The sequence below is a fragment of the Micromonospora sp. DH14 genome, assembly GCF_029809455.1.
GTDB lineage: Bacteria > Actinomycetota > Actinomycetes > Mycobacteriales > Micromonosporaceae > Micromonospora > Micromonospora parva.
This window is the reverse complement of sequence record NZ_JARVKT010000006.1, coordinates 81,470-107,207: the sequence shown is the minus strand read 5'-3', so window position 1 is coordinate 107,207 and position 25,738 is coordinate 81,470. Positions and strand designations below refer to the sequence as shown.

The following is a 25,738-nucleotide window of genomic DNA, read 5'->3' as shown; positions in this document are numbered from 1 at the left end:
CGGCTACGGATGGGTGGGTGGTCACGGTCAGACGGTCTTCGCCACCTGCGTGATGTCCTTGACGATCTGCGCGGGCGACTTGTTGCCGGCGATCAACTCGGCGACGCTGTCGTTGATCTGCGAACCGAGCGCCGGCGCGTACGCCTGGTCGAGGTAGAGCTGGAAGCCGGTGTAGCTGGCCAGGGTCTCCGCGAGGAGCTTGCCGTTGGCGTCGGGGATCGCCGTCGCGGCCTCCCGCACCGTCGGTAGCACCGCGCCGGTCTGCGCCGACTTGCGCTGGTTGTCGGCGCTGAGCAGGAACTTCAGGAAGTCGGCGGTGGCGGCGGGGGCGTCCTTGCCGATGGCGAAGCCGTTGCCGCCGCCGAACACCTCGGTCGTGGCGCCCTTTCCACCATCGACGGTGGGAAAGGGGAAGAAGCCGAGCTTGTCGCCGAGGCCCTTCTTGCTGGTGGAGCTGGAAGCCTGGACCGCGGGTGCCCACTGCCCCATCAGCTCCATCGCCGCGCCGCCGTTGCCCATGGCGGCGGCCTGGCCGTCGGGCGTTCCGTACGCCGCACCGAGGAACCCCTTCTGGAACGGCTGCAGGTCGACGAGTTCCTTCAGCCGATCGCCGGCGGCGACGAGGTCAGGCGAGTCGAAGTTCTTGTCGTCGACGGCCTTCTGCAGCGCGCCCACCCCGCCGACGCGCATCGCGAGGTAGGACCAGTAATAGTGGGCCGGCCACTTGTCCTTGCCGGCCAGGGCGATCGGCGTGATGCCGGCGGCCTTGAGCTGACGGACCGCGTCGAGCACACCCGCCCAGGTGGTGGGCGCTGCGGTGATGCCGGCGCGGGTGAAGAGGTCCTTGTTGTACCAGAAACCGACCATGCCGATGTCGAACGGGACACCGTAGATCTTGCCGTCGATCGTGTACGGCTCCAGGGCGGCGGGCAGCAGGCCCCCGATCCACGGTTTCACGTCGTCGGTGATGTCCTTGACCAGGCCCGCGTCCACCTGCTGCTTGAGCACGCCACCACCCCAGGACTGGAACAGGTCGGGCGGGTCACCGGCCTGGGTGGCGGTGGTGAGCTTGGCCTTGAACGCCTCGTTCTCCAGCGGCTGGATGTCGAGGGTGACGTTCGGGTGTGCGGCCTTGTACTCGCTGGCCAGCGCCGCCCAGACCGGAAGCATCGGCTCGGTGTTCTGGATGTGCCACCAGTTGATGGTCTGCGGGGCGTTCGGGTCGCTGGGCTCGTCGTCGCCGCACGCGCTCAGCAGACAGGCGCCGGCGCCGGCACCGGCGAGACCGAGCAGCGTTCGACGGGAAAGGTGCGTGGTCATGATCCATCCCTTCGGGGACTCACGGGGGTGCTCGAACGCCGGCGGAGCCGGCCGGTGGGGATCCACGGATCTCCGAAACTTTCAATGCTTCGCCGGTAATACCGATCGATGGCCGGCACGCTACGAGCTGTCGCCTCACCGGTCAATACCTCTGTCCTAATACGAAAAGACCGGCTAGCGTAGGCACGACCTTCAATGGCCCCTGATCGCGAGTTTCCGGAAGTTGCAGACCGCCCGCCCAGAGGAGCGCTCGTGTCGACCGACATCGCTGACGTGGCGACCGCTGCCCGGTCGATCCGCAATCCCGTCCTCGCCGGCTTCCACCCCGACCCGTCGATCCTGCGCGTCGGCGACGACTACCACCTGGCCACCTCGACCTTCGAGTGGTACCCGGGGGTGCGCGTGCACCACTCGCGCGATCTGGTGAACTGGCGCAGCCTCGGCGGGATCATCACCGAGCGGCGGCTGCTCGATCTGCGCGGCTGCGGCGACTCCAACGGGGTGTGGGCGCCCGACCTGACGTACCACGACGGTCTGTTCCACCTCGTCTACAGCGACGTGGCCAGCTTCGCCAGCGGCTACTGGGATCCGCAGAACTTCCACCATGGCGCGCTCCCGGCCCGGGATCACCGCCTACTACAACACCCTCAACTGGCACCACCTCTACCTGACCCGGGCCGACGACGGACGGACGGTGCTGGAGCTGCTCAGCTCCGACAATGGGCGGCGCACCGCGTACCCCGAGCTGAGCGTCGATGCCGACGGCGTCACCCGGGTCGGGCTGCGGGCCGTCATCGACGGACCGGCGGTGCGCTTCGAGTACGACCTCGGCGCCGGTTGGCGGCGGCTACCGGTCGAGTTGGACGCGACCATCCTCTCCGACGAACACGCCGCGCTGATCATCGACGGTGAGCCGGCGGCGTGGGGCTTCACCGGGGCCTTCCTCGGCCTGTGGGTGCAGGGCCTGGGCGGCTGCGACGTACACGCCGACTTCGACCTCGCCACCTACCGCGAGCGGTGACCACGCGGACGGCACTCGGCGGGTGCCGTCCGCGTTCCCACCCGTCCTACCTGACCTGGGCGGCGACAGTGCGCAGCTGACCGAGGGTGGTGCGGAAACCGTGGCCGGACGCGGCCGGGTCCTCGGTGAGCAGACCGCTGACGGCCATGGCCTGCGAGCGGGTCACGGCGACGGCCTCCGCGCCGGCCCCGCTCACGTCGAACACGCCGAAGTCGCCGCTGAGCGTCCGGAACGTCGGAGCCGTCGGGTCCTTGGCCAGGTAGAGCACCACGACCTGGCCCGCCTCCAGGGTGGACATGTGCGCCGCGTCCGGCACACCGCTGGGCAGGCTGGCGAGCGTGATCCGCGCCCCGGCCCGCACCGTCGATCCGGTCGCCGCGCGCAGCACCTCGTCGACCCGGAAACCGGCCGCCTCGACCTCGCCCCGGACGACCAGGTCGGCGGCCTCGCTGAGCTGCCGCACGGTGCCGTACCCGCGCAGCTTGCCCTTGATCGGCGGCACGGCGCTGGTCGGCGTGGCGGCGCTGCTCGGGGCGGCGGCCCTGCTGGGCGTGGCGGCGCTGCTCGGGACGGGTGCGGCGGCCTGGTCGGCGTCGGCGCTACCGCACGCGGACATCGCCGCCGCGGCGAGCACGGCGGCGGCGGTGGCCACCAGAGACCGGGTACGGCGCAGGTCGACTGCCATGGAACGCTCCTTGCGTCTCGGTGCCGTCCCGGGGCGTCTCGCCCGGAACGCGGCACTGCTTGCGCCTTCTATCTGTGCGCTCCGGGCTGCGGGTTCCATCTTTTTCCGGCTCGCTGGCGCTTTTTCGGGCTCAGCCGCGCTCGCCGGCGCTTGTTCAGGCTCAGCGGCGCTCGCCGGCGAGCTGGCGGAGGTCGGCCAGCGTGGTGACGAACGCGCGGCCCGCCCCGGTGGCATCCTCGGCGCGCAGACCGGTCACCGACATCGCCGACGACCGGCTGGTGGCCGTCTCCCCGGCGAGGTCGAAAATCCCGAAGTCGCCGCTGAGCGGGGCGTAGACGCGCGCCTGCGGGTCGCTGAGGGCCAGGTAGAGCACGCTCGGCCGACCGGGCGACCCGGCCGATTCGGTGCCCACCGTGATCTCCGTGGCGACCGGGGCGACCGGGGCGCGGTAGAGCACCTCGGCCACCCGGTAGACGCTCCGCCCGTCCGCCACCGACACGACCTCACCCCGGACCACCAGGTCCGCCGAGTCGGTGAGTTGGCGCACCGTGCCGTACGCCCGGATCTTGGCGACCGCGCCCGGCGGCGGGAGGCGGGCGGCCGAGCGGCTCGCCTGCGGCGACGGCAGCGCCGCCGTAGGTTCGTCGTCGCCCGAGCTGACGGCGAGCCCGGCGCCGGCCGCCGCGACCAGGACCAGCGCGGCCAGCGCGAGCGCCGGGCGCCACGACGCCCGGGGCGAGCTGTGGGTACGCGACTCCCGCGCGATCGCCGTCAGCAACCGGTCGCGGTGCAGCTCGTGCCGGCCCGCCGGCAGGTCGCGATCGCCGGGGTGCGGGGCGATCTCCGCCCACTCGGCCGGGTCGGGCGCGTTCACCGGCTCACCTCCCGCGCGAACGAGGCGTCCACGACCGGCGCTCGCGCGGCGCGCGGCGGGGCATCGACGAGGGTACGGAGCCGGGCACGCGCGCGCGACAGTCGGGACCGCACCGTGCCGACCGGAACGCCCAGCGCCTCCGCCGCGGACTCGTAGTCGAGGCCCTCCCACAGGCACAGGGTCAGCACCTCGCGTTCGGGGCGGCGCAGCCGGGCCAACGCATCGAGCGCGGCGGCGATGCGTCGGCGGTCGTCGAGTCGGCCGGCGACCTCGTCGGCGTGGTCGGGCACCGTGGGGTCGGCGGCGATCAGCGCGGCGGCCACCCTTCGGTAGCGGCGGTTGCTGCGGGTGTGGTTGCGGGCCTCGTTGGTGGCGACGCCGAGCAGCCAGGGACGCAGCGACCCGCCCTCCTCGGTGACCCGCTCCCGGGAACGCCAGGCTTGCAGGTACGTGGCGGCCATGACGTCCTCCGCCGTGGCCCAGTCGGCGGTCAGCCGGAACGCGTGGTTGTACACCGAGCGCGCGTACGCGTCGAACAGCTCGGCGAACGCGCCGGGATCACCGGCTCGCACCCGGGCGCGCAGACTCGACTCCATGACCATCTTCTGTCCGTCGGACGGTGCTGGTTCCGACGGACCGGCCCGTTGATCAGTTACGGTCCGACGATAGCCACCGGCATGGACGCGCCGCCAACGACGGGGTGAACAGGCGCTGTCACGCCTCGCGGTCGTCGATTGACGGGAAATCGACGTACTGGTATCTGTTAATACAGTTTCCTGATGCTCGCGGTGCCCGCCGGGGCCGAACTGCCGCGCCGGGTCACCGACCGGCCGGCGGCACGCCGCCCCTTCCCCGAGGACCCACCATGGTTCACCAGAGAACAGCCGCCTTCGTCGTGGGAGCCCTGCTGATCGGCGTCGCCGCCGTCGGCGTCGGCGTACCGTCGGCGAGCGCCGCGACCGCCGGCCCGATCACCGGCCTCGGTGGCAAGTGCATCGACGTGGCCGGCGCCAACCCGGCCAACGGCACACCCGTCCAGCTCTACGACTGCAACGGCAGCGTGGCCCAGACGTGGACCGTCGGCAACACCGACACCTCGATCCGGGCACTCGGCAAGTGCCTCGACGTCACCGCCGCGTCGACCGCCAACGGCGCCAAGGTGCAGCTGTACGACTGCAACAACACCGGCGCGCAGAAGTGGACCGCCAGCAACGGCGCGCTGATCAACTCCGGCTCCGGCAAGTGCCTCGACGTCACCGACCGCAGCACCGCGAACGGCGCCCGGTTGCAGATCTGGACCTGCGGCGGCACCACGAACCAGCGGTGGACCCTGCCGGGCGGCGGCACCCCCACCCCCACGCCCACCAACCCGAGCGGCACCAACCTCGACGACCCGGCGAAGAAGGACGTCGCCATGCAACTCGTCTCGGCCGCGGAGAACTCGTCGCTCGACTGGCGCGCGCAGTTCTCCTACATCGAGGACATCGGTGACGGGCGCGGCTACACCGCCGGTATCATCGGCTTCTGCTCCGGCACCGGCGACATGCTCGAACTGGTCGAGGCGTACACCCGCACCAAGCCGGGCAACGTGCTCGCCGGCTACCTGCCGGCGCTGCGCACCGTCAACGGCACCCCGTCGCACTCCGGCCTCGACCCCAACTTCCCCCGCGACTGGCGGACCGCGGCCACCGACCCGGTCTTCCAGGCCGCCCAGGAGGCCGAACGCGACCGGGTCTACTTCAACCCGTCGGTACGCGACGGCAAGAACGACCAGGTCCGGGCGCTCGGTCAGTTCGCCTACTACGACGCGGCGGTCATGCACGGGTACGAGGGCATGCGCCAGATCCGCAGCCGCGCCCTGAACCGGGCCAAGCCGCCGGCCCAGGGCGGCGACGAGCGGACCTGGCTCAACGCCTTCCTCGACGAGCGGGTCATCGAGATGAAGAAGGAGGTGGCCCACTCGGACACCTCCCGCGTCGACACCGCCCAGCGGGTGTTCCTCAACAACGGCAACTTCAACCTGAACACCCCGCTGGTGTTCGCCGTCTACGGCGACCAGTTCCGCATCGGGTAGGGCCGGTAACGGGTATCGGCCGGGTGGATGTGATCGGCGGTTGTCGGCTGTCCGTCCGGCAGTGTGTGACGGTGGCGGGTGGTCGAGCTGGCCCGGGTCGAACGCCCGGAACTTCTTGACCACCGCTGCCGTACGCGCACCCCTCAGGGGCGATCACGAGACGCCCGCGGACTGCCGGCTCCTGGAAACCCGCTCCGGTGCCACCCGAGTCGCTGATCGCGCTCGTGCACAGACCAGCGCCGTGGTCGGACGTCCGTGGAACCGCATTAGCATCGATGCGGCGCGGGCGGTGCACTGCCCGACCGGAACGGAGGGCCAGTGGGCGCGGCGAGACCGGCATCGCTTCGACGGTGGGCCGGCGTGCCCCGGTGGATTCGGGTCGTCGTGATCGTCGCCGTCTGCGTCCTCGGGTACGGCGGGATCGTCCACCTGGGCGACCTGCTCGGCGTCCGGCCGGGTGGTCCCAGCCCGTCCACCCCCACCTGGCTGATGCTGTACTTCACCTCGCTGACCGTGTTCGATCCGCTCGCGGCGCTGTTGCTGGCGCTGCGCCGGATCGAAGGACTACTGCTCGGCTGTGCCGTGTTCGTCAGCGACGCGGCGGCGAACGGGTACGCCAACTACGTGCTGGACACCATGCCGGGGATCACGCCCGGCCGGATCGGGCAAGCGGTGATCACAGCGCTCGCGGTCGCCCTGATCGCGGCGGCGCCCGCGGTCGCGCCCTGGCTGCACCGGCCGCGACGTGCCAGCGAGTGCGCTACCCATGAACGTCATCGGGTCTGATCGGTCAAGCGGCTGTGGTGGACGCCGCACGCGGATCGACGTGAGCGCGGACAGGGTGTGATCTGCGCCTTCGCGGCGGCGGTTCACACCCCGCAGCTGGCCGTCGGCGAAGCTGTAGCGGCCGTGGAAGTAGCGGATCCCATGCGTGCGCTTGTCGGTCGCGGGCAGCCGGTCCGGATCCGGCCGTGGCCGACAACCACCCGCCGGTCATGGACAGTCCACTAGCGGCTGTCTCCCACAGCGGATCATTGTCGGCCTGCACTCGATCGACCGCCACCCAGTAAATCGATCATGATGACTGAAAGTGTCGTACGTACGTTCTAGTCTCGGGTCATGGTCGAGGAGTTGGCGCAGGCAGACGACGCGGTCGCCGCGTCTGTCGACGCCGCCGCCTGGGCCCTTTCCGAGCAGGATTTGATCGCCGCGCTCGACGCCGCGCACCGCGTCGAGCAACGCCTCGCCGCGGTCAAGCTGACCCTGATCCGCGAACTCGACGGTCGCGGCACCGCCACCGCCCACGGCGCCTCCTCCACCACGGTCTGGCTCCGCGAGCGCCTGCACCTCACCATTACCGCCGCCCGCCGCCTCGTCGACCTCGCCACCACCCTCGACACCGCCCACCCCGGCATCCGACAAGCACTCGCCGACGGGCACATCACCCTCGACCAAGCCCAAGTAATCACCGACACTGCCACCACCGTGCACACCGCCGCCGGCGCAGAGGCCGCCGACAAGGCCGTCAGCCTGCTCACCGACTGGGACGGGCAGTTCGACCCCGCCCACCTGCGCAAACTCGGCACCCGCATCCTCGGCCACGTCGCACCCGACCTCGCCGACGCCGCCGCCCACGCCGCGCTCGACGCCGACGCCCGCCGCGCGACCCGCGACCGACACCTCACCCTCTCCGAGCAGACCGACGGCCGACTCCGACTCACCGCCACCCTCGACACCGAAACCGCCGGGCTGCTCCGCGCCGCCATCGACCCACTCAGCGCACCCTCCGGCCCTGACGACCAGCGCTCTCCCGGCCAACGCCGCCACGACGCCCTCGCCGACGTCTGCCGGCGCACCCTGCGCACCGGCGAGCTGCCCGATCACGGCGGTGATCCCACCCAGATCGTCGTCACCACCAGCTACGACGGGTTGACCCGGCAACTCGGCAGCGGCGCCCTCGACACTGGCCTTCAGCTCACCCCCGAGGCCGTGCGCCGCCTCGCCTGCGACGCCGCCATCCTCCCCGCCATCCTCAGCGGCGCCGGCCAACCACTCGACCTCGGCCGACAACGCCGCCTCATCACCGGTTCCCTCCGGCGCGCCCTGGTGCTGCGGGACCGGGGCTGTGCCTTCCCCGGCTGCGACCGACCACCGCGCTGGTGCGACGCCCACCACATCCACCACTGGGCCGACGGCGGGAGCACCAATCTCGCCAACGCCGTCCTGCTCTGCGGCCACCACCACCGCCACCTACACCACAGCGACTGGACCGTACGACTCGCCGACGACGGCCACCCCGAATTCACCCCACCCGCATGGCTCGACCCCGAACAACTTCCCCGCCGCAACCACTATCACCGACGAACGTAGGAGCGACCAGCCGAGAACGATCACCGCCTGCCAGGTCGGCGCGCCAGGCACGAGCGGAAAGCCAAAGCGCCGAGCGACACCCGCCTGTACGCCTGTCGACCGGGCCGAACAGAGCGCTGCCGGTGGTGACTCACGAAGGCTTGCCGTGCCGGTGCGCGATGGTTCGGCGGGCGGACCTCCACGCACCAGTGCTCCGCGAACGCGAACGCTAGGGCGTCGCGGTTGGACGCGGTGCCGGAGGTCATCGACGACACCGATGCGAACCTGAAGTGACGGCAACTGTCGGTAATCCAGTTGACCTCAAGCTTGGGTGAGGTCCTAGCCTCCGGTATCGGAGGTAATGCATGAGCATGGAAGTTACCGCGTGGATGTCTCTGCACCACGCGATGAACGCGCAGGATGAGCGACCGCTGTCCCGCGCGACCTTGAAGCGGATCGCGCAGTTCGCGCGGCCACACCGCGCTCTGATCATCAGGTTCCTGCTGCTGAGTGTGGTGACGGCGGTTCTCACCGTGGCGGCGCCGGTGCTCGCGGGTCGGGTGGTCGACGCGATCGTCGACGGCGCCGACAGTGGCGTCGTGATCCGGTTGGCGGTGCTGATCGCGGTGATCGCCCTCGCCGAGGCCGGGCTGGGTCTGGTGACGCGGTTTCTGTCCGCCAGCATCGGTGAGGGGTTGATCGTCCAACTGCGGACGGCTGTCTTCGACCACGTGCAGCGCATGCCGGTGGCGTTCTTCACGCGGACCCGTACGGGTGCGCTGGTCAGCCGCCTGAACAACGACGTGATCGGCGCGCAGCGGGCCTTCAGCGACACCCTGTCGAGTGTGGTCGGCAACGCGGTCACGCTGATGCTGACGTTGGGCGTGATGCTCACCTTCTCCTGGCAGATCACGTTGCTCGCGCTGGTCCTGCTGCCCATCTTCGTTCTTCCGGCCCGCCGGATGGGTTCGCGGCTCGCCCGGTTGCAGCGGGAGGCCGCCGAGCACAACGCGGCGATGAGCACCCGGATGACGGAACGCTTCTCCGCACCCGGGGCCACCCTGGTCAAGCTGTACGGCCGGCCGGCCGAGGAGTCCGCCGAGTTCGCGGCGCGGGCACGTCGGGTCCGGGACATCGGCATCCGCGCCGCGATGCTGCAGTGGGTCTTCATCACCGCCCTCACCGTCGTCGGCTCGCTGGCGCTGGCCCTGGTCTACGGGTTGGGTGGTATCTACGCGCTACGGGGCAGCCTCGACGCCGGGACGGTGGTCGCCCTCGCGCTGCTGCTGTCCCGCCTGTACGCCCCGCTGACCTCGCTGGCCAGCGCCCGCGTCGAGGTGATGAGCGCGCTGGTGAGTTTCGAGCGGGTGTTCGAGGTGCTCGACCTCAAGCCGCTGATCCTCGACCGGCCCGACGCCCGACCCATCCCGGAAGGACCGGTCGCTGTCGAGTTCAACGACGTCCGGTTCGGCTACCCGTCAGCGGACAAGGTGTCACTCGCGTCCCTGGAGGACGTGGCGAAGCTGGACACGCGCGGCGGCGAGGAGGTGCTGCACGGGGTGTCGTTCCGCGCCGAAGCGGGGCAGATGGTGGCGCTCGTCGGCTCGTCCGGGGCGGGCAAGTCGACGATCGCGCAGCTCGTGCCCCGCCTGTACGACGTCGAGGACGGTGCGGTGAAGCTCGCCGACGTCGACGTACGCGACCTGTCGGCCGAGTCGATCCGGACGGCGTTGGGCGTGGTGACCCAGGACGGGCACCTCTTCCACGAGAGCATCCGCGCCAACCTGGCGTTCGCCCGGCCGGACGCGACCGAGGACGAGATGTGGAGGGTGCTGCGGCGGGCCCGACTCGACGACCTGATCCGCTCCCTTCCCGATGGGCTCGACACCGTTGTCGGCGAGCGTGGATACCGGCTGTCCGGCGGGGAACGGCAACGGCTCACCATCGCACGACTGCTGCTGGCCCGTCCGCGGGTGGTCATCCTCGACGAAGCCACCGCGCACCTCGACTCCACCTCGGAGGCGGCGGTTCAGGACGCCCTCGCCGAGGCCCTGACCGGCCGGACCAGCGTGGTCATCGCGCACCGGCTCTCCACCATCCGGGCAGCCGATCAGATCCTCGTCGTGGAGGCCGGGCGCATCGTCGAACGCGGGCGACACGGCGACCTGCTCGCGGCCGGCGGTCGCTACCACGAGTTGTACCGCACCCAGTTCGCCCAGGACCAACCGACGGTCCAGGAGCAACCGACGGTCCAGGAGCAACCGACGGTCCAGGAGCAACCGACGGTCCAGGAGCAGCGCGTCGGGCGCTGACGGCCCTCGCCCACCTGAAACAGCCGCGACAACCGGCCATCCGTCAAGGACGGCCTGAAACAGCCAGGACAGCCGGCCATCCGTCAAGGACAGGCCGGACGCCTGGGTCGCGAGCCGCCGGTTGATTCGGCAGCGCCGCCCGACCCGGAAGACACTCCGGGTCGGGCGGCGGCCGATCAATCGTCGTCTCAGTCGTTGTCGTTGTCGTCGTCGTTGCCGTCATCATCGTCGTCGTCGGGCTCGTCGGCGTCGTTGTCGTCGTCGACCGGCTCCTGCTCGGCCTTGACCACCGACCCGTTGTCCCGGTCGACGTCCACCTCGTGCTCGGTGTCGCCCGCGACGATCTCGACGCTCCACACCGGCCGGCCGTTTTCCTGCTCGGCTTCAACCTCGACGATCTGGCCGCCGCCGGCCTTGGCGAGGGCGATCTCCCCGGCACGCGTCTCATCGACAGCGCTGCCCGCGGGCGCGCTACCGGTGGACGGCGTAACCGACGGGGTCCCGGACGACGGCGTGCCGCTCGACGGCGTACCCGGTGGGGCCGACGGCGTGTCGGTGGCCGGCGGGGCGACGGTCGCCGCGGCGAGTGCCGTGCCGCCGGTCCGCGAGTCGTTCGCGGCGGTGACGCCGAGCGCGACCCCGGCCACCGCCAGCACCGCCGACCCGCCGACCGACGCCAGAAGCAGATTGGTGCGCTTCATCGTGGTGTCCACCTTTCCTCGGTTGTCGACTCCGAGGATCGGTCAGATCGGGATAGCACCGCGCTGTCCGGACACTAAGGCCGGGTTAAGCCGAGGATCCCGCACCGCCCTCTCGGGACTGCGCGTCGGCTTCGAGCGGTCAGAGCGCCATCCGCATGAAAACGTCGGCGCGGGCGTACGGCGACAGCGGGATCCGTTCCGGATCGACGTGCTGGAAGCCGACACTTTCGTAGAGGTGCACGGCGTTCGGAAGCTTGGTGCTGCTGACCAGGAACAGGGTGGTCGCGCCGAGCTGGCGGGCGCGCTCGATCGCCTCTCGGATGAGCTGGCGGCCGATGCCCCTCCCGCGGGTCGCCGGGGCCACCGCCATCTTCGACAGTTCGAAGACCTCCGACGAGCTGCGGATCAGTGCGACACAGCCGACGATCTCCCGGCCGTCGCGAACGATCAGCACGTCACCACCCGGGTCGACGATGGCCGAGAACGGGTCGTCGAGCGTCTTGCGGTCAGACTCCTCAAGAGTGGCGAAGAAGTGGGAGATCCATTCTTCGTTCAACGTCCGGAAGGCCACGGCCTCCTCGGCGGTCGTCATGGACGTGACGGTCAGCGTGCTCGGGTTCATGGTTCGATTCTCTGAGCCCGCTATCCGAACGTCCAATATCTTGTTCCGAGCAATTTATATCCTTGGCATATGGATCCTGAACTGCGCCATCTGCGGTACTTCGTCGCGGTCGCCGAGGAGCTGCACTTCGGTCGGGCCGCGGCACGGCTGCGGATGGCTCAACCGCCGCTGTCGCAGCAGATCCGCCAACTGGAGGCGATGATCGGTACGCCGCTGTTCGCTCGTACCTCCCGGTCGGTGACGATGACGCCGGCGGGTGAGGCGTACCTGGTCCGGTGCCGGCGGGTGCTGGCCGCCGTCGCCGACGATGTGCACGAGGCGGGCCGCATCGGCCGCGGCGAGCAGGGGCGCTTCGACATCGGCTTCGTCAGTTCGGCGATCCAGCTCGGGCTGGCCGGGCCGATCCGTCGGTTCCGGGAACACCATCCGGCCGTTCACCTGCGTCTGCACGAGGCGTTCACGGCGCAGATCGTCGACCGGCTGTTGACCGGCGAGATCGATGTCGGCGTGGTCCGGGACGCGGACGACCACGACGACCTGGTCGGCACCACGTTCGCCACCGAGACCTTCGTCGCCGTCCTGCCGGCCGACCACCCGCGCGCGAAAGACCCCAGCATCGACGCCGCGCTGCTGCGCGACGACCCGTTCGTCTTCTTCCCCCGGGTGGCCGGCGAGCGGGCCTACCAGCGCAACCTTCGACCGTGCCTGGACGCCGGCTACACACCGCGCGTCGTCCAGCTCGCCAGCAGTTGGACCACTCTGGCGCACCTGGTCGCAGCCGGCCTCGGGGTCACGATCGCGCCGGCGAGCATCTCCGCAGTGGTGCCCCCGCCGGTGGCGGTACTGCCGTTGACCGGCACCGGGGCCACCACGGAGATGCGGATCCTGCGCCGCCGGGATGACGACCGGATCACCTCGACGAGCTTCGGGGCCGTAGGGCAGGTGCCCTGACCTCGACGGCACAAGAGCAGCCTTGACGACACGGCAGGGGCGGATCCGCCCGTACCTGGCTAGCCGCGCCTGTTGAGTTCCGCCTCCAGCCGCTGAACGAGCGTCTTGCGGTCCTTGCTGGCGCGCTCGTTGCGCAGCGCGGTCTTCAGCTGTCGGGTGTCGAGGCCACGGACCAGCTTGGTCGCTTCCGCGACCGACATCTCCGACATCCGGCCGCCCGTGGTGGCGTCCCGACGGGCGCGTTTCGCCGGCCCGGTGTTGGCGACGTACTGCCTGCCGGACCGGGACGCCTCGCGCTTCTTCGTGTCGGTCGCGCGCCGCTGGCTCTCCGACATCTCCTCCCAGGCCTTCTTGGGCAGGTAGCGACTCGTCGTGCCGTCCTTGCGCGCCCGGGTGTCGCCCTCCTTCGTCTGCCATTTCTCGTTGCCCCAGCGCTGGAGCGACTTCTGCCGCTCGTCCTTTTCGCCCAGGAATCCGCCGCCGCGCTTCTTGTACTCCTGAGTGACCAGCTGTGACTTGCGCGCCGACCACTGCCCCGGCCGGCCGCCCTTGTCGGAGGCCTTGATCTCTTCTTTGATCTGCTCCCGGAGCTCGGGTTTCGTGTACCGCGCCATGACTGGCAGCTACCCGGCACCGCACCGGCTATGCGTCTTGCGGCAACGCCGGAGGCCCGAGCCGGAGCAGCACCTGGGCGCCGCCCGCCGGGCCGGTGCGCAACTCCAGCCGACCGCCGGCGGCCTGCCGGGCGATGTCCAGGCCGAGGCCGGTGGACCCGGCGGCGCTCGCGCCCCGCCGGATCGCCCCGGCGGGCATGCCCGGGCCCTCGTCGGCGACAGTGAGCACCACCTCGCCCGCCTCGCGCGCAAGCCGGACGGCGAACGACGTGCCGTCCGGGGTGTGCGCGAAGACGTTGCCGAGCAGGGCGTCCACGGCCGCCGTCAGGTTGTCGGCGGCCACACCGACGGGAAGCGGGCCGGGCGTCAGGTCGAGGGTGACGGCCCGGCCGGTGTCCTCGGCCAGTACCGACCAGAACGCGACCCGGTCGGCGACGATCGCCGCCGCGTCCGAGGCGGCCGGCTGCGCCGCCGGGGTGTGCCGCCACCGCGCCTGCCGGATCAGCCCGGTCACCGCGCGTTCGAGCCCGTCGGCGGCGGCGGTGATCCGGGCGGCGTCGTCCGGGTCACGCAACGACTCCGCCTCCAGGCGCAACGCCGTCAGCGGCGTCCGCAGCTGGTGCGACAGGTCGGCGACCTGTTCGCGTTCCTGCACCAGGAGCACCTGGATCCGGCTGGCGAGATGGTTGAGCGCGCCGGCCACCTCGCGCAGCTCGGGGGGACCGGCCGGCGTGACCCGGGCGTCCAGCTCGGCGTTGGCGAGCCGGTGGGAGACGGCCGAGAGGTCGCTGATCGGCCGGACCAGGGTGCGCGCCAGCCGGTCGGCGACCGCCAACCCGATCAGCACGAGGATCACGCCGAGCAGCGCCAGCACCAACCAGGCCCGGGTCACTCCGGCGGTCAGCTCGTGCTGCGGTACCGCGATCCGGATCACCCCGGTGCCGTCCGCCCGACCCTGCACGGCGATGACCACCTCCCGGCCGTCCGCCGACTCTCCGGTGAGGCTCTGTCCGCGCGCGGCGAGGGCCACCGCCGGGGTACGCGGTGTCTGGGCGCCGAGCACCGTGCCGTCGGGCAGGAAGACGCTCACCGGTCGCCCGGACTCGGCGGCGAGCTGCTCGACGGTGAGCCGGATGGTCGCCGCGTCGGCGGTGCCGACCACCGGCACCAGGCTCTGCGCGTCGGCGGTGGCCCGAACGGTGGCCCGGTCCTCGGCGACGGTGCGGACCAGCAGCGCCAACGGCACCAGGAACGCGATGAGGGTGAGGACGCTGACCGCGGCGACCAGCAGCGCGAGGCGGGCCCTCACGGCTGCGCCGCCGGGGCTTCCAGACGCACCCCGACCCCCCGCACGGTGTGCAGGTAGCGAGGCTGCTGGGCGTTCTCCCCCAGCTTGCGACGCAACCAGGACAGGTGCACGTCGACGGTCTTGTCGGCGCCGCCGTACGGGATCTGCCAGACCTCGGTCAGCAGTTCACGTTTGGTGACCACCTGGCCGGGTCGGCCGGCGAGGTGGTGCAGCAGATCGAACTCGCGGGGCGTCAGCTCGACAGCGGTCCCGTCCAGGGTGACCTGCCGGGCGCGGGGGTCGACGCGGAGCCCGCCGACGACCAGCGTCGGGTCCTGCCCGTCGGGGCCGGAGGGGCCCCGGCGCAGCACCGCGCGGGCGCGGGCGTCGAGCTGCGCCGCGGTGAACGGTTTGACCACGTAGTCGTCCGCGCCCGCGTCGAGCACCCGGACGATCTCGGCCTCATCGTCGCGGGCGGTGGCCACGATGACCGGCACCGAGCTGACCGCGCGCAGCATCCGCAGCAACTCGCGGCCGTCCAGGTCGGGCAGGCCCAGGTCGAGGACGACGAGGTCGGGTCGGTCCTCCAGCGCGTCGCGGAGCCCGGCCATCGCGGTCGAGGCCGCGGCCACCGCGTGGCCGCGTTCGCGCAGGGCCCGGATCAGCGGGGTACGGATCGTCAGGTCGTCCTCGATGAGCAACAGGCGGGCCACAGGTGGCAGGCTAACCGCTGTCAGTGGCGGCGACGCGCACGTTAACCGTGCCTTAGCGTTCGGATGTGCCAACCACAAGGCCGGATCGGGGATAGTCAGGCAATGGGCCGTCGTTCGATCCTCATCGCCACCGGGTGGGTGGCCACCGCCGCCGTGGCCACAGTGATCGGGTTGGGCGCGATCCGGTTGGTGGGTGAGAGCCTGACCGGCACACCGGGTGGGGTGCGCAGCGCGGCGGAGATCGAACGGGCGCTCGCCTCACCCGAGCCGCCGCCCACCGGCGCGACGGGCACCGCCTCGGCCGCGCCGGGCACGACGGGCACCGCCTCGGCCGCGCCGGGCACGACGGGCATCGCCTCGGCCGCGCCAGACACGACGGGCCCCGCGCCGAGCGCCAGCTCCGGGGCCCGCCGGGGGTTCGCCACCGACGGCGGCACGGCCGTGGCCGAGTGCGGCCCCGGCGGCGTACGCCTCGTCTCCTGGGCGCCCGCGCAGGGTTACCGGGTCCGCGACGTGGACCGGGGCCCGGACGACGACGTCGAGGTCACGTTCCAGGGGGCGACACGGGAGTACGAGTTGAAGGTGCGCTGCATCGGCTCGGAGCCGGTGGCTGTCGCCGACGACTGACGACCGGCGAGCACCTCGGATGAGTGGTCCGTCGCCTCACTGACCCGTTGGCTGCTCGCGGTCGGCGTCTCGGCCGAGGGCCACCATGCGCAGGGTCTCCTCTCGACGACGCACGAGCAGCACCCCGGCCAGGAAGGTCACCGGCCCGACGAGCACCAGCATCGCCCACTGCGCCGGCACCAGGGGGATGGTGTGTCCCATGTGCATGGTCGAGGTGACCCAACCGGCGAGGGTGCTGTCGATCACCAGGGCCAGGGCCGCCACCGGCAGGAGCATGACGACGATCCGCCGGCGCACCCCCGGGGTGAGCGTGGCCACCGCGACAACCATGGCCAACGCGGCGACCGCCAGGCCCGCGACGTAGAGCCAGAGCACCAGCTCACTGCTCGCCTCGAGACCGTAGAAGACCTGGTAGGACACCCCATCAACGAGGCTGAACGTGGGACCGTTCAACCGGTTCGTCACCAACAGCGCGACCATCGCGGCCGGCGCGAGCAGCAGCGCCAGCAGCCGGCGTATGCCCAGGACCGCGACCGCCCGGCGACGCGGCGCCGGCACGGTGAGCGCTGCGGCAGCCACCACGGCGAGGGCGAACTGCGGCAACGTGTCCACCACGTACGTCGGGTTGTCGGCCGTCTGCGGGGCGACGAGCGCGCCCCAGCTGACCACGCCGGCCCAGGCCAGACCGGCGGCGACCCAGCGCCACCCGATCAGCACCGCCGCGCAGACGCCCGCCCAGCCGGCGACGCGCAGCCAGTCGACGAGATCCGGGCGTGCCGACCCGAAACCGGGCGGCAGGCCCCGTGCGAGGACGAGCTGGTCCAGCAGCGCCTTTGCGGCGAGGGCCAGCAGCACGACCCCGACCAGCAGGCCGGTCACCGTCGCCGCGTCCGCCCAGTTCGGCTCGGTGAACCCCCGTGCGCCCACCCGCAGCCGTGCCCGCAACCCCGCGCCGACCAGATTCCGCGCCTCGGCGGCGGCCGGTCGCCGCTGGCCCGGCCGCGCGCCGGCGAGGAGCACGGCCAGCATCTCGTCCTCGTACAGCCGGCGATGTTCCCACGGGTAGACGGCCAGCAGCCGCCGGTAGCGGCGTTCCAGATCGTCGCCGCTCACGCCGCACCCCCGTCGGCGAGCAGGCCGCCACGGCGCAGCCGCACCCGGGCGGCGTCCGCGTTGTGTCGCAGCCGGGACGCCTCTTCGGTGAGCCGCCGCGCGCCCAGCGCGGTGAGGCGGTAGTAGCGGCGCAGTCGCGACTGGACCACCTCTTCGCGCTCGACCTCGATGAGACCGTCGGCGCGGAGCCGGTCGAGGACGGCGTAGAGGGTGCCGGCGCGCAGCCGCACCCGGCCGTCGGAGATGCGCAGCACGTCCTCGATGACGGCGTACCCGTGCAGGGGCGTCTCGGCGAGCGCGGTGAGCACCAGGAACGTCGGTTCCCGCAGTGGAGCCTCAGCCATGCCAGAGAGCATATACAGTCTGTCGGTATATACGAAAGCGCGTGGCCGGCACGGATTTCCGTGCCGGCCACGTCACCGGTGGTGGTTCAGCTGGTGTACGCCTCCACCTCCCAGAGCGAGTGGCCGTATCCGGTGCCCCGGGCGGTGCCGTAGATTCGCAGGTAGCGGCCGTTGGCACCGAGACCCGCGTGCTCGTCCACCCCGCCGTCGGCCCCGGTCACCGTCCTCACAGTGGTCCAGGTGGTGCCGTCGTTCGAGGTCTGGATCTGGTACGCGCTGCTGTACGCCGCCTCCCAGCTCAACTTGACCCGGCCGATCGCGGTGGCGCTGCCGAGGTCCACCCGGATCCACTGCGGGTCGGAGAACGTGCTCGACCAGCGGGTGGTGAGGCTGCCGTCGACCGCCTGCGCGCCGGTCACGTCCGCCCCCTCGTTGCTGGACGTCGTCGTCGGCTTGTTGCGCAGCAGGTTGCCCCCGGTCGGGGTGCCGGTGCCGCCGTACACCTCGAACTCGAACAGCGAGTAGCCCCAGGCGGTGCCCCTCGTGGTGCCGAGCAGGCGGACGTACCGGCCGGACCCGCTGAGCCCGGTCAGGTCGTCCACCCCGCCGTCACCACCGGTCACCGTACGGATCGTGGTGAAGGTGACACCGTCCGGCGAGGTCTGGATCTGGTAGCCGCTGCCGAACGCCGCTTCCCAGCTCAGCTTGACCCGGTTGATGGCGTACGTGGCGCCGAGGTCCACGTCGATCCACTGCGGGTCGGCGAAGGCGCTGCCCCACCGGGTGCCGGCCACACCGTCGAACGCGTTGCCCGCGACGAACGCGCCCTCGAAGCTGGACGCCCGCGCCGGCTTGCCCCGGGCCAGGTTGGTGCCCGGTTCGGGGTCGGGGTCCGGGTCGGGGTCCGGGTCCGGCCCGGGACCGCCGGGGCTGGTGGAGAGGGTGAACTCGTCGATGTCGAAGTACGGGCCGGTGCCCTTGAAGACCAGGAACAGCGTCCGGGTGCCGCTCGGGGCGGTGACCCCACCGGTGACGGTGGCGAAGGTGGCGTACCCGCCGGTGGGTGTGACGGTGGCCGAGCCGACCAGCGGGCCGGTGGGCGAGTCGACCCGCAACTCCAACGTGCCGCCACCGCCGGCCGGTGCGCCGACCCGGGCGCTGAACGACTGGACGCCGGTCAGGTTGTACGGGCGGAACGAGATCCAGTCGTTGTTGTCGATGTAGCCGACCGCCGCCCCGCCGTGCCCGGCCGCCCCGGCGACGATCTGGACGCCGGACGAGTCACCGAAGTGCTCGGCCTGGCGGACCCGGGGTTGCAGCACCGCCTGGGTGTGCGTGGTCAGCGCCGGCTGGCCGCCCCCGCCCAGGTCGGTGTATTCGGCGTCGATGATGCCGAAGATGTTCGCCGCCGTGTCGTGCTCGCCGTCGGCCGAGGTCTGGATGACCCCGGTGCAGCCCTGCACACTGCCCAGTTGGTGGCCGTGCGAGTCGTGGCCGAGCACGTAGTTCACCTTCACCCGGGCGCAGTTGACAGCGCCGTCCTGGGCGTCGGTGACGGTGACGGAGAACGGCACCGCGTCCCCGAAGGTGAAGGTCTGCCCGTTCAACGGGGTGTTCACGGTGACCACCGGGGCGCTGTTGCCGACCGTGACGACCACGCTCGCGGTGGCCGTCTTGCCGGTGGTGTCCCGGACCGTCAGCGTCGGGCTGCGGGTCCCGTTGGTGGTGTACGTGAAGCTCGGGTTCGCCGCCGTCGAGTCGGTGGTGCCGTTGTTGTCGAAGTCCCAGGCGTAGGTGAACGGGTCGCCGTCCGGGTCGAGGGTGCCGGCCGAGGAGAACGCCACCGTCAGCGGCGCGGTGCCGCTGGTCGGGGTTGCCGACACCTTCGCGATGGGCGCTCTGCCCTCACGGGCGTACTCGATGCGGTAGAGCGCCGAGTTGGCGTCGCCGTTGAACCAGCCGGTGCCGTAGTCGAGCACGTAGAGCGCGCCGTCCGGGCCGAACTCCATGTCCATGACCTGCGTGCCGGTCCACGGGAACGGATTGATCTTCAGCGGTTGGCCGGACGCGTCGAGCTTGATGTTCTTGATCCAGCGCCGGCCGAACTCACCGGCGAAGTAGGTCCCGTCGTAGTACTGCGGGAACGCCACGGGCGAGGTGTTGTTCGGGTCGTACCGGTAGACCGGCCCGCCCATCGGCGACAGGCCACCGCCGGTGAACTCCGGCGGCGACCCGGAGCCGCCGTACGGCAACCAGGCCGGGATGGCCGGCGGCAGTTGGGTGATGCCGGTGTTGTTGGGTGAGTTGTTCACCGGCCCACCGGCGCAGTCGAACTTCGCCCCGGACGGCCCGGACGGGAAGGTGTAGTCGTTGTAGGCGTCGTTGCGGGCGGTGCAGTACGGCCAGCCGTAGAAGCCGGGTCGGCCGATGCGGGCGAACTCGACGTTGCCGGCCGGTCCCCGGTTGGGGTCGGCGGTGCCCGCGTCGGGGCCGTAGTCACCGAGGTAGACGATCCCGGTGGCCTTGTCCACGCTCATCCGGAACGGGTTGCGGAAGCCCATCGCGTAGATCTCCGGGCGGGTCCGCGCGGTGCCCGGGGCGAACATGTTGCCGGCCGGGATGGTGTACCCGCCGGCCGCGCTCGGCTTGATCCGGAGGAGCTTGCCGCGCAGGTCGTTGCTGTTCGCGGAGGTGCGCTGCGCGTCGAAGGCCGGGTTGCGCCCGGCCCGCTCGTCGATCGGGGTGAAGCCGGCCGAGTCGAACGGGTTGGTGTCGTCTCCGGTGGACAGGTAGAGGTTGCCGGCCGCGTCGAAGTCCATGTCACCGCCGACGTGGCAGCACATCCCCCGGCTGGTCGGCACGTTGAGGATCAGCGTCTCGCTGGCCAGGTTGATGGTGTTGTCGGCGTTCACTGTGAACCGGGCCAACCGGTTGACGCCGTCCCAGACGGCGAACTGGGCCGGGGTGCCCTCGGCGGGCGCACCACCGCCGGGAGTGCTCAGTGGTGGGGCGAAGTACGCGTACACCCAGCGGTTGGTGGCGAAGTTGGGGTCGGCCTTGATGCCCTGCAGGCCCTCCTCGTCGCCGGTGTAGACCGGCAGGGTGGCGGCGATCTTGGTGTTGCCGGCGGCGTCGGTGTGCCGGATCACGCCGTTGCGGCTGGTGTGCAGCACGCCCCGGTCCGGCAGGACGGTGAGGCTCATCGGCTCACCGGTCTCGGCCGCGCCCTTGGCCAACTCCACCTGCTGGAAGCTGCTGGTGACGGTGGGGCCGCAGTCGGCGTCGACAGCGCCGGCGGCCGTCCGGATGCCGCCGAGCAGGTGCTGGCGGAAGTTCGCTTCGCTGTACGACGCGTCGGTGTGCCCCAGCCCGGTGTACCAGGCTCGACCGCCGGAGTAGTTCTGGCACCAGGAGATCGGGTGGTCGGCACCCATGCTCCCGCCCGAGTAGGTGCTCTCGTCCAGGGTGGCCAGCACGTGCGCGTTGCTCCGGGGGTTGGTGCGGTAGTTGTACAGCTCGTCGAACCGGTTCCACCGCTGCGGCAGCGTGGCGGTCGACGGGTGCACCTGGTCGGCGACCTTCACCGTGACGTTCTGCTCGGCCGGGTGCGAGGCGAAGTACGCCCCGACCAGTCCCCCGTACCACTGCCAGTCGTACTCGGTGTCGGAGGCGGAGTGCACGCCCACGTACCCGCCGCCGCCGGTGATGTAGCGCTCGAACGCGGCCTGCTGGGCGGCGTTGAGCACGTCGCCGGTGGTGGAGAGCCAGATGACCGCGGCGAACCGGTCCAGGTTGGCGTCGGTGAACTGACCGGCGTCCTCGGTGGCCTCGACGGTGAAGCCGTTGGCCACGCCGAGTTGCTGGATCGCCGCGATGCCGGGGGTGATGGATCCGTGCCGGAAGCCGGCGGTCTTGCTGAAGACCAGCACGGTGAAGGGCGCGGCGCTGGCCGTGGGTGGCGCGGCGACGATGCCGCCCGCCACGAGGATCGCGCTCAGCGCGAGGCCGAGCCACGATCTCAGGGATCTGCGCACAGTGGGGTCCTTTCGCGGTGCGGGGGACGGCGTGCGCCGATCACGCCTGACGGTGGTGGGACGAGACATGCGAATGCATCGTTGCGTTTGGATCACTGGCGCGTCAAGCACTTCAGCAGCATCCGTGAGAGCGTTATCTCCGCAGGTCAGGCACGACCGTACGGAGTGAGATCGAATAACGGTTTTCCGGCCGCGAACCGCACCCCGGCTCGTCGACGGCGGTCGGAACGGAGACCGCAACGGCGCAGTGGTCGCGCGGTTTAGGCAAGGCTGGCCTATCCAGAACATCCCGAAAAGGGACAGCTGACAGGGAGTTGTCACGTCGAGACCGGGTATGAGGGTGATCACCGACGGAAGGGACACCGCCATGACCGACATGCTGGAGATGCCGCGGGTACACGAGTGCACGGTCACCGACTGCGGTTACAACCACGACGGCTGCCACGCGTTCGCCATCACCATCGGGCAGCAGAACGCCAGTTGCGCCACCTTCATCGACACCTCGGCCAAGGGCGGGCTGGACCGCGTCATCGCCCAGGTCGGCGCCTGCAAGCGGGCCGACTGCCAGCACAACGCCGAGCTGGAGTGCCACGCACCGTCCATCCGGGTGGGCCCGGGCCAGGACATCGCGGACTGTCAGACGTACCAACCGCGCTGAGACCACCACCGCGGGCGGCGGCGGCCGGCGAGGCTCAGCGGCCGCCCGCCACCAGCTCGGCGATCATCCCCTCGCAACTGCGGACGACGACCTGAGCCCCGCGCCGCTGCGCCAGCGGGAGCAGCGGATCCTCCGCCCGGTCCCGCCACCGCCACTGCGCCTCCGAAGCGACCTCCCAGAGCCGGCGCACATCGGCCTCATGCTCGACACCGAGCCGGGCCGCGAGGCCCACCCCGTCCCCGCCGACCAGCCGCTGCGCCTCGGCGGCCAGCTCCGCGTCGAACCCCAGCCGGGTGTTGCGCAACGCCACCAACAGGCGCAGCTCCCGGAACTCGTGCGCACCGGCGAGGATCTGCTCCACCGCCCCGACCAGCTCGGCGGACCCCCGGGTGGGCTCGGACCGCAGCAGCGCCTCCACCGCGGCCAGCGCGGACCGGGCCTTCAGCGCGTCGCGGCGATCGATGAAACACCGTGTCACCGACTCGCGCAGCTCGGTCAGACCACTACGCCGAATCAGTTCGGCGGACAGCTTGACCCGGCTGTCGAACCCGCTGCGCACCAACGTGGCCGCCAGCCGGACCCCGAAGACCCCGAACCGACCCAGCAACGCGGCGCGCACCTCGGTGTCCAGCCGTACCGGCAACTCGCCGTGGAGGAAGCGGTCGGCGGAGATGAGGTGGGCGTCCAACTCCGCCCGGGGCACCTGGGCCACTGTCGCGAGCGCGGCGAAGTCCGACTCGCCGAGCATCCGGCCCGCCAGGCCGATCATCGCGCTGCACGCCACGACGTTGACGCTGAGCGCGTTGACCCTCGGGTCGCGGTGGTGCCGCCGGGCCAGCTGGCGGGCCGTGAGCAGGCCGTCGATGCGGCCCCCGCCGGTCTCGTCGGCCCGGGACAACACCATGATCACGTTGACCGGGGCGGACTGACCGACAGCACTGTCGCGTGCGGACTCCAGCACCCGCAGGTCGCTGTCGCGACAGTCGCGGGTCAGGTACAACACCGCGTCCGAATCCCGCAGCACCCGCTCCAACACCGGCGACCGGTCCTGCTCGGCGCTGCTCGTGACCGCCGGGGTGTCGATCAGCGTGATCTGTCGCAGCGCCCGCGTCGGCCACCGCACCACGATGTCCCGAACCTCGCCCGTACCCCAGCCCAGATCCACCCGCAGCCCGGTCGCCGACTTCACCACCGCCAACTCCTGCGGTGGCTGCCCGACCGGGTACGCGACGGCTCGCGGCGCTTCGCCGTCCTCATACCAGGTGAAGGCGCCGTCCGCCCGCTCGACCGGCGCGACCTCCTCGCCCATCAGCGCGTTCAGCACCGTCGACTTGCCCGATCGCCACGGGCCGACGACGGCGATCCGCAGCGGCTGCTCCAACCGGGCCACCTGATGCCGAAGCTCCGCCACGGCCCGGGGATTGTCCTGGTACAGCTCGATGGCCTGGTGCAGCAACCCCCACGCCGCCTCGTCCAGGCGCACCCCCACCGTCATGTTTGCGGCTCCAGCAGCAGCGGGGCCGAGCGGGCGCCGGTCAACTGCTGGGCCTGCTCGTAGAGCGCGGCCAACCGGGTCATCTTCAGCCGGATCTCGCGTTGCCGCTGCTCGCGCACTGAGGCATCGGTGTCGGCCTCCTGCTTCGCGCTGCGGAACGACTGCACGATGGCCTCCTGGAGTTCCTCGGTCAGTCCCGTGAAGTGATCCCGCAACATCCGCTGCACCTGCCGGGCGGCGTCACGGCAGTCCCGGACGATCCGGACGAAGAAGTCGTCGACATGCCGCTGGATGGCCGTCTTGACGGTGGCCTGCCGGCGACGCAGCAACTGCTTGCTCTCGTCGCGGATGCTCTTGCCGCCGAAGAGCGCCCCGATGCCGACCGAGACCGGGTTGATCATCGGCATCCCGGCCAGGGTGGTCGCCAGGCCGAACATCAGCATGCCGCCGTACGAGCCCTTCATGCCGGTGAACAGCTTCTGGCCGGTGGTGAACCGGTCGATCATCGGCCGTTGCAGCTCGGGCAGTCGCTCGCCCATGTCCTCCGGCATCGTCATCGACCAGGGTGGCAGCACGTCGTAGCCGTACCTGTCGAAGTTGGCGGCCACCCGCCGGGCGATCCAGTCGCAGCGCTGGATCAGCCACTCGTGGTTCGCCTCCGCCGCCTCCACCAGGCTCCGCTCCAGCCACTCCTGGAAGGTGTCCCAGGCAACCAACGGGTCCGCGGTGTCGAACGCCTCGTCCACCGCGCGCAGGATCTGACGGGTCCGGTCGCGCAGGTCGTACTCGAGGTCGGCGAGCAGGTCGGTGATCTCGTCGGTCAGCGTGTTCTGCCACCGGGTGGAGCACCGACGCAGTTCGTCGACCTCGCGCTGCGCCGCGTGCAGCCGGGCGATCGGCCCGGACTGCTCCTCTTCCTCCTGGGTCGCCAACTCGGCGCGCAGCGGCGCGGCCAACTGCTCCACCACCGTGCGGGCCACCGTCTGTACCGCCGCCCGGGCCAGGTGGTCGGCCTTGCCGGCCCGGTCGCGTTGCAGGCGGGCGATCAGCGCCGGGAAACCGGACTCGGCGTTGAGCGCGCGGTCGTCGGCCGCCGCGGCGCGCAGTCGCAGCGCCGCGGAGACCGGGATCAGCGTTGCCGGCACCCCCGCCTCGGCCAGGTGCTGCCGGTTGCGCTCAGCGACCGTACGCCAGTCCGCCACCAGGTCGGTCTTGCTCTGCACCACCACCACGTTCGGATGGGAACGCATGATGTGCAGCAGCATGTTCAGCTCGGCGACGGACAACTCCCGGGTCGAGTCGGACACCAGCAGCACGGTGTCCGCGCGGTTGAACGCGGCGACCGGGGCGGCGGCGCCGAGACCGGCGACCTCGTCGGTGCCGGGAGTGTCCACCAGCACCACCCCGGCCCCGAGCAGGGCGCGCGGCAGCCCGATCTCGACGTACGCCGGGCCGCCGCCGGGTCGACGCCCGACCAGCCCGGCCACGCTCGCCGCGACCTGGTTGAGCGCCACCGGGGTCCGCTCGATGGTGACCGTGGCGGCGCCGGTGGCCTGGCCCGGGGCCGGTGGCGGCGCCTGGGCCACCGCCGCGGCGGGGGCCTCGGCGTGCCGCACCACTGTCGGCAGGACGGTGGTACGGCCGTCGCCGACCGGGCAGGCCGGAGCGTTGATGATCGCGTTGATCAGCTGACTCTTACCCTGGTTCGGCTCGCCGATGACCAGGACACGCAGTGTCGGATCCAGCAGTTGCGCACGCTTCTGCCGCACCGTCTGGAGCAGGTCACCGCGACCGTGTGCAGTGCACGTGCGGGCGATCTCGTCCAGCACGTCCAACCAGATCCCGGCCATCACCGCACCAAGTGTGCGGATTTCGGCTCAATTATCAAGAGGGACCGGATGTGGAACCGGAAGGGGCCGGATCGCCCGAGACGATCCGGCCCC

General features: G+C 71.2%; 22 protein-coding genes and 2 pseudogenes. 9 read left to right on the top strand and 15 right to left on the bottom strand.

Annotated elements, in window-relative coordinates:
• Positions 1-27: 27 nt before the first annotated feature.
• Positions 28-1,320: an extracellular solute-binding protein gene (locus QCZ28_RS10825; RefSeq protein WP_279516485.1), complete on the bottom strand. Its 1,293-nt coding sequence runs from the start codon at positions 1,318-1,320 to the stop codon at positions 28-30.
• A 195-nt stretch (positions 1,321-1,515) separates the two neighbouring features.
• Here QCZ28_RS10825 and QCZ28_RS10820 point away from each other — a divergent pair.
• Positions 1,516-1,833, top strand: a pseudogene (locus QCZ28_RS10820) (family 43 glycosylhydrolase); the annotation flags it as partial.
• A 91-nt stretch (positions 1,834-1,924) separates the two neighbouring features.
• Positions 1,925-2,341, top strand: coding sequence for a hypothetical protein (locus QCZ28_RS10815; RefSeq protein ID WP_279516484.1), 417 nt, complete (start codon positions 1,925-1,927; stop codon positions 2,339-2,341).
• 46 nt (positions 2,342-2,387) lie between these two features.
• Here the strand turns inward: QCZ28_RS10815 and QCZ28_RS10810 are convergent, their stop codons facing one another.
• The 3 genes from QCZ28_RS10810 to QCZ28_RS10800 all read right to left on the bottom strand — a co-directional run bounded on the left by QCZ28_RS10810 (position 2,388) and on the right by QCZ28_RS10800 (position 4,496).
• Positions 2,388-3,026 (bottom strand): hypothetical protein, encoded by a 639-nt coding sequence (locus tag QCZ28_RS10810; RefSeq protein WP_279516483.1) that lies wholly within the window; start codon positions 3,024-3,026, stop codon positions 2,388-2,390.
• A 160-nt stretch (positions 3,027-3,186) separates the two neighbouring features.
• Entirely contained in the window at positions 3,187-3,900 is a 714-nt protein-coding gene (locus QCZ28_RS10805; protein WP_279516482.1) for a hypothetical protein, read from the bottom strand.
• Positions 3,897-4,496 (bottom strand): RNA polymerase sigma factor, encoded by a 600-nt coding sequence (locus tag QCZ28_RS10800; RefSeq protein ID WP_279516481.1) that lies wholly within the window; start codon positions 4,494-4,496, stop codon positions 3,897-3,899. Before QCZ28_RS10800 ends, QCZ28_RS10805 begins: the two co-directional genes overlap by 4 nt.
• 269 nt (positions 4,497-4,765) lie before the next feature.
• On the opposite strand from QCZ28_RS10800, the gene QCZ28_RS10795 reads away from it, so the two are divergent.
• Together QCZ28_RS10795 and QCZ28_RS10790 are read left to right on the top strand one after the other, a co-directional pair.
• Positions 4,766-5,974 (top strand): chitosanase, encoded by a 1,209-nt coding sequence (locus tag QCZ28_RS10795; RefSeq protein ID WP_279516480.1) that lies wholly within the window; start codon positions 4,766-4,768, stop codon positions 5,972-5,974.
• Between the two features lie 360 nt (positions 5,975-6,334).
• A complete protein-coding gene (locus QCZ28_RS10790) occupies positions 6,335-6,760 on the top strand; it encodes a hypothetical protein (protein ID WP_279516479.1) in 426 nt (141 codons plus the stop codon).
• A gap of 18 nt (positions 6,761-6,778) precedes the next feature.
• Here the strand turns inward: QCZ28_RS10790 and QCZ28_RS10785 are convergent.
• Positions 6,779-6,949 (bottom strand): annotated as a pseudogene (locus QCZ28_RS10785) (IS630 family transposase); the annotation flags it as partial.
• 144 nt (positions 6,950-7,093) lie between these two features.
• Here QCZ28_RS10785 and QCZ28_RS10780 point away from each other — a divergent pair.
• A complete protein-coding gene (locus QCZ28_RS10780; RefSeq protein WP_279516478.1) occupies positions 7,094-8,344 on the top strand; it encodes an HNH endonuclease signature motif containing protein in 1,251 nt (416 codons plus the stop codon).
• Positions 8,345-8,712: 368 nt separating this feature from the next.
• The gene (locus tag QCZ28_RS10775; RefSeq protein WP_279516630.1) at positions 8,713-10,635 is read left to right on the top strand and encodes an ABC transporter ATP-binding protein; all 1,923 of its coding nucleotides are present in this window, start codon (positions 8,713-8,715) and stop codon (positions 10,633-10,635) included.
• A 188-nt stretch (positions 10,636-10,823) separates the two neighbouring features.
• Here QCZ28_RS10775 and QCZ28_RS10770 read toward each other — a convergent pair whose 3' ends face one another.
• Both QCZ28_RS10770 and QCZ28_RS10765 read right to left on the bottom strand, forming a co-directional pair.
• On the bottom strand, positions 10,824-11,336 hold the full coding sequence (locus tag QCZ28_RS10770) for a PepSY domain-containing protein (RefSeq protein ID WP_279516477.1): 513 nt from the start codon (positions 11,334-11,336) through the stop codon (positions 10,824-10,826).
• Between the two features lie 139 nt (positions 11,337-11,475).
• Positions 11,476-11,958 (bottom strand): GNAT family N-acetyltransferase, encoded by a 483-nt coding sequence (locus QCZ28_RS10765; protein WP_279516476.1) that lies wholly within the window; start codon positions 11,956-11,958, stop codon positions 11,476-11,478.
• A 69-nt stretch (positions 11,959-12,027) separates the two neighbouring features.
• Between QCZ28_RS10765 and QCZ28_RS10760 the strand changes: the two genes are divergently transcribed.
• Entirely contained in the window at positions 12,028-12,909 is an 882-nt protein-coding gene (locus tag QCZ28_RS10760) for a LysR substrate-binding domain-containing protein (protein WP_279516475.1), read from the top strand.
• 59 nt (positions 12,910-12,968) lie between these two features.
• On the opposite strand, the gene QCZ28_RS10755 is transcribed toward QCZ28_RS10760, so the two are convergent.
• From QCZ28_RS10755 to QCZ28_RS10745, 3 genes are read right to left on the bottom strand one after another with little or no spacing between them, the layout of a single operon-like run.
• Positions 12,969-13,523 carry a DUF5872 domain-containing protein gene (locus QCZ28_RS10755; RefSeq protein ID WP_279516474.1) on the bottom strand — a complete coding sequence of 185 codons (555 nt, stop codon included), beginning with the start codon at positions 13,521-13,523 and terminating at the stop codon, positions 12,969-12,971.
• Between the two features lie 28 nt (positions 13,524-13,551).
• Positions 13,552-14,832 (bottom strand): HAMP domain-containing sensor histidine kinase, encoded by a 1,281-nt coding sequence (locus tag QCZ28_RS10750; RefSeq protein ID WP_279516473.1) that lies wholly within the window; start codon positions 14,830-14,832, stop codon positions 13,552-13,554.
• Complete coding sequence (locus QCZ28_RS10745) at positions 14,829-15,524, bottom strand: response regulator transcription factor (RefSeq protein WP_210859308.1); 696 nt, start codon at positions 15,522-15,524, stop codon at positions 14,829-14,831. The genes QCZ28_RS10750 and QCZ28_RS10745 overlap by 4 nt, the downstream gene beginning before the upstream one ends.
• Before the next feature lie 102 nt (positions 15,525-15,626).
• Here QCZ28_RS10745 and QCZ28_RS10740 point away from each other — a divergent pair, with 102 nt between their 5' ends.
• The gene (locus QCZ28_RS10740) at positions 15,627-16,151 is read left to right on the top strand and encodes a septum formation initiator (RefSeq protein WP_279516472.1); all 525 of its coding nucleotides are present in this window, start codon (positions 15,627-15,629) and stop codon (positions 16,149-16,151) included.
• 36 nt (positions 16,152-16,187) lie between these two features.
• On the opposite strand, the gene QCZ28_RS10735 is transcribed toward QCZ28_RS10740, so the two are convergent.
• From QCZ28_RS10735 to QCZ28_RS10725, 3 genes are all read right to left on the bottom strand, one after another.
• The gene (locus QCZ28_RS10735; RefSeq protein ID WP_279516471.1) at positions 16,188-17,264 is read right to left on the bottom strand and encodes a hypothetical protein; all 1,077 of its coding nucleotides are present in this window, start codon (positions 17,262-17,264) and stop codon (positions 16,188-16,190) included.
• Positions 17,261-17,608: a PadR family transcriptional regulator gene (locus tag QCZ28_RS10730; protein ID WP_279516470.1), complete on the bottom strand. Its 348-nt coding sequence runs from the start codon at positions 17,606-17,608 to the stop codon at positions 17,261-17,263. Before QCZ28_RS10730 ends, QCZ28_RS10735 begins: the two co-directional genes overlap by 4 nt.
• A gap of 86 nt (positions 17,609-17,694) precedes the next feature.
• Positions 17,695-21,642 (bottom strand): ThuA domain-containing protein, encoded by a 3,948-nt coding sequence (locus tag QCZ28_RS10725; RefSeq protein WP_279516469.1) that lies wholly within the window; start codon positions 21,640-21,642, stop codon positions 17,695-17,697.
• Positions 21,643-22,009: 367 nt separating this feature from the next.
• Between QCZ28_RS10725 and QCZ28_RS10720 the strand changes: the two genes are divergently transcribed.
• Complete coding sequence (locus tag QCZ28_RS10720) at positions 22,010-22,300, top strand: DUF1540 domain-containing protein (protein WP_030330445.1); 291 nt, start codon at positions 22,010-22,012, stop codon at positions 22,298-22,300.
• A 34-nt stretch (positions 22,301-22,334) separates the two neighbouring features.
• On the opposite strand, the gene QCZ28_RS10715 is transcribed toward QCZ28_RS10720, so the two are convergent.
• Together QCZ28_RS10715 and QCZ28_RS10710 are read right to left on the bottom strand one after the other, a co-directional pair.
• On the bottom strand, positions 22,335-23,795 hold the full coding sequence (locus tag QCZ28_RS10715) for a GTPase (protein ID WP_279516468.1): 1,461 nt from the start codon (positions 23,793-23,795) through the stop codon (positions 22,335-22,337).
• Positions 23,792-25,645 (bottom strand): dynamin family protein, encoded by a 1,854-nt coding sequence (locus tag QCZ28_RS10710; protein ID WP_279516467.1) that lies wholly within the window; start codon positions 25,643-25,645, stop codon positions 23,792-23,794. The genes QCZ28_RS10715 and QCZ28_RS10710 overlap by 4 nt, the downstream gene beginning before the upstream one ends.
• Between the last annotated feature and the right edge of the window lie 93 nt (positions 25,646-25,738).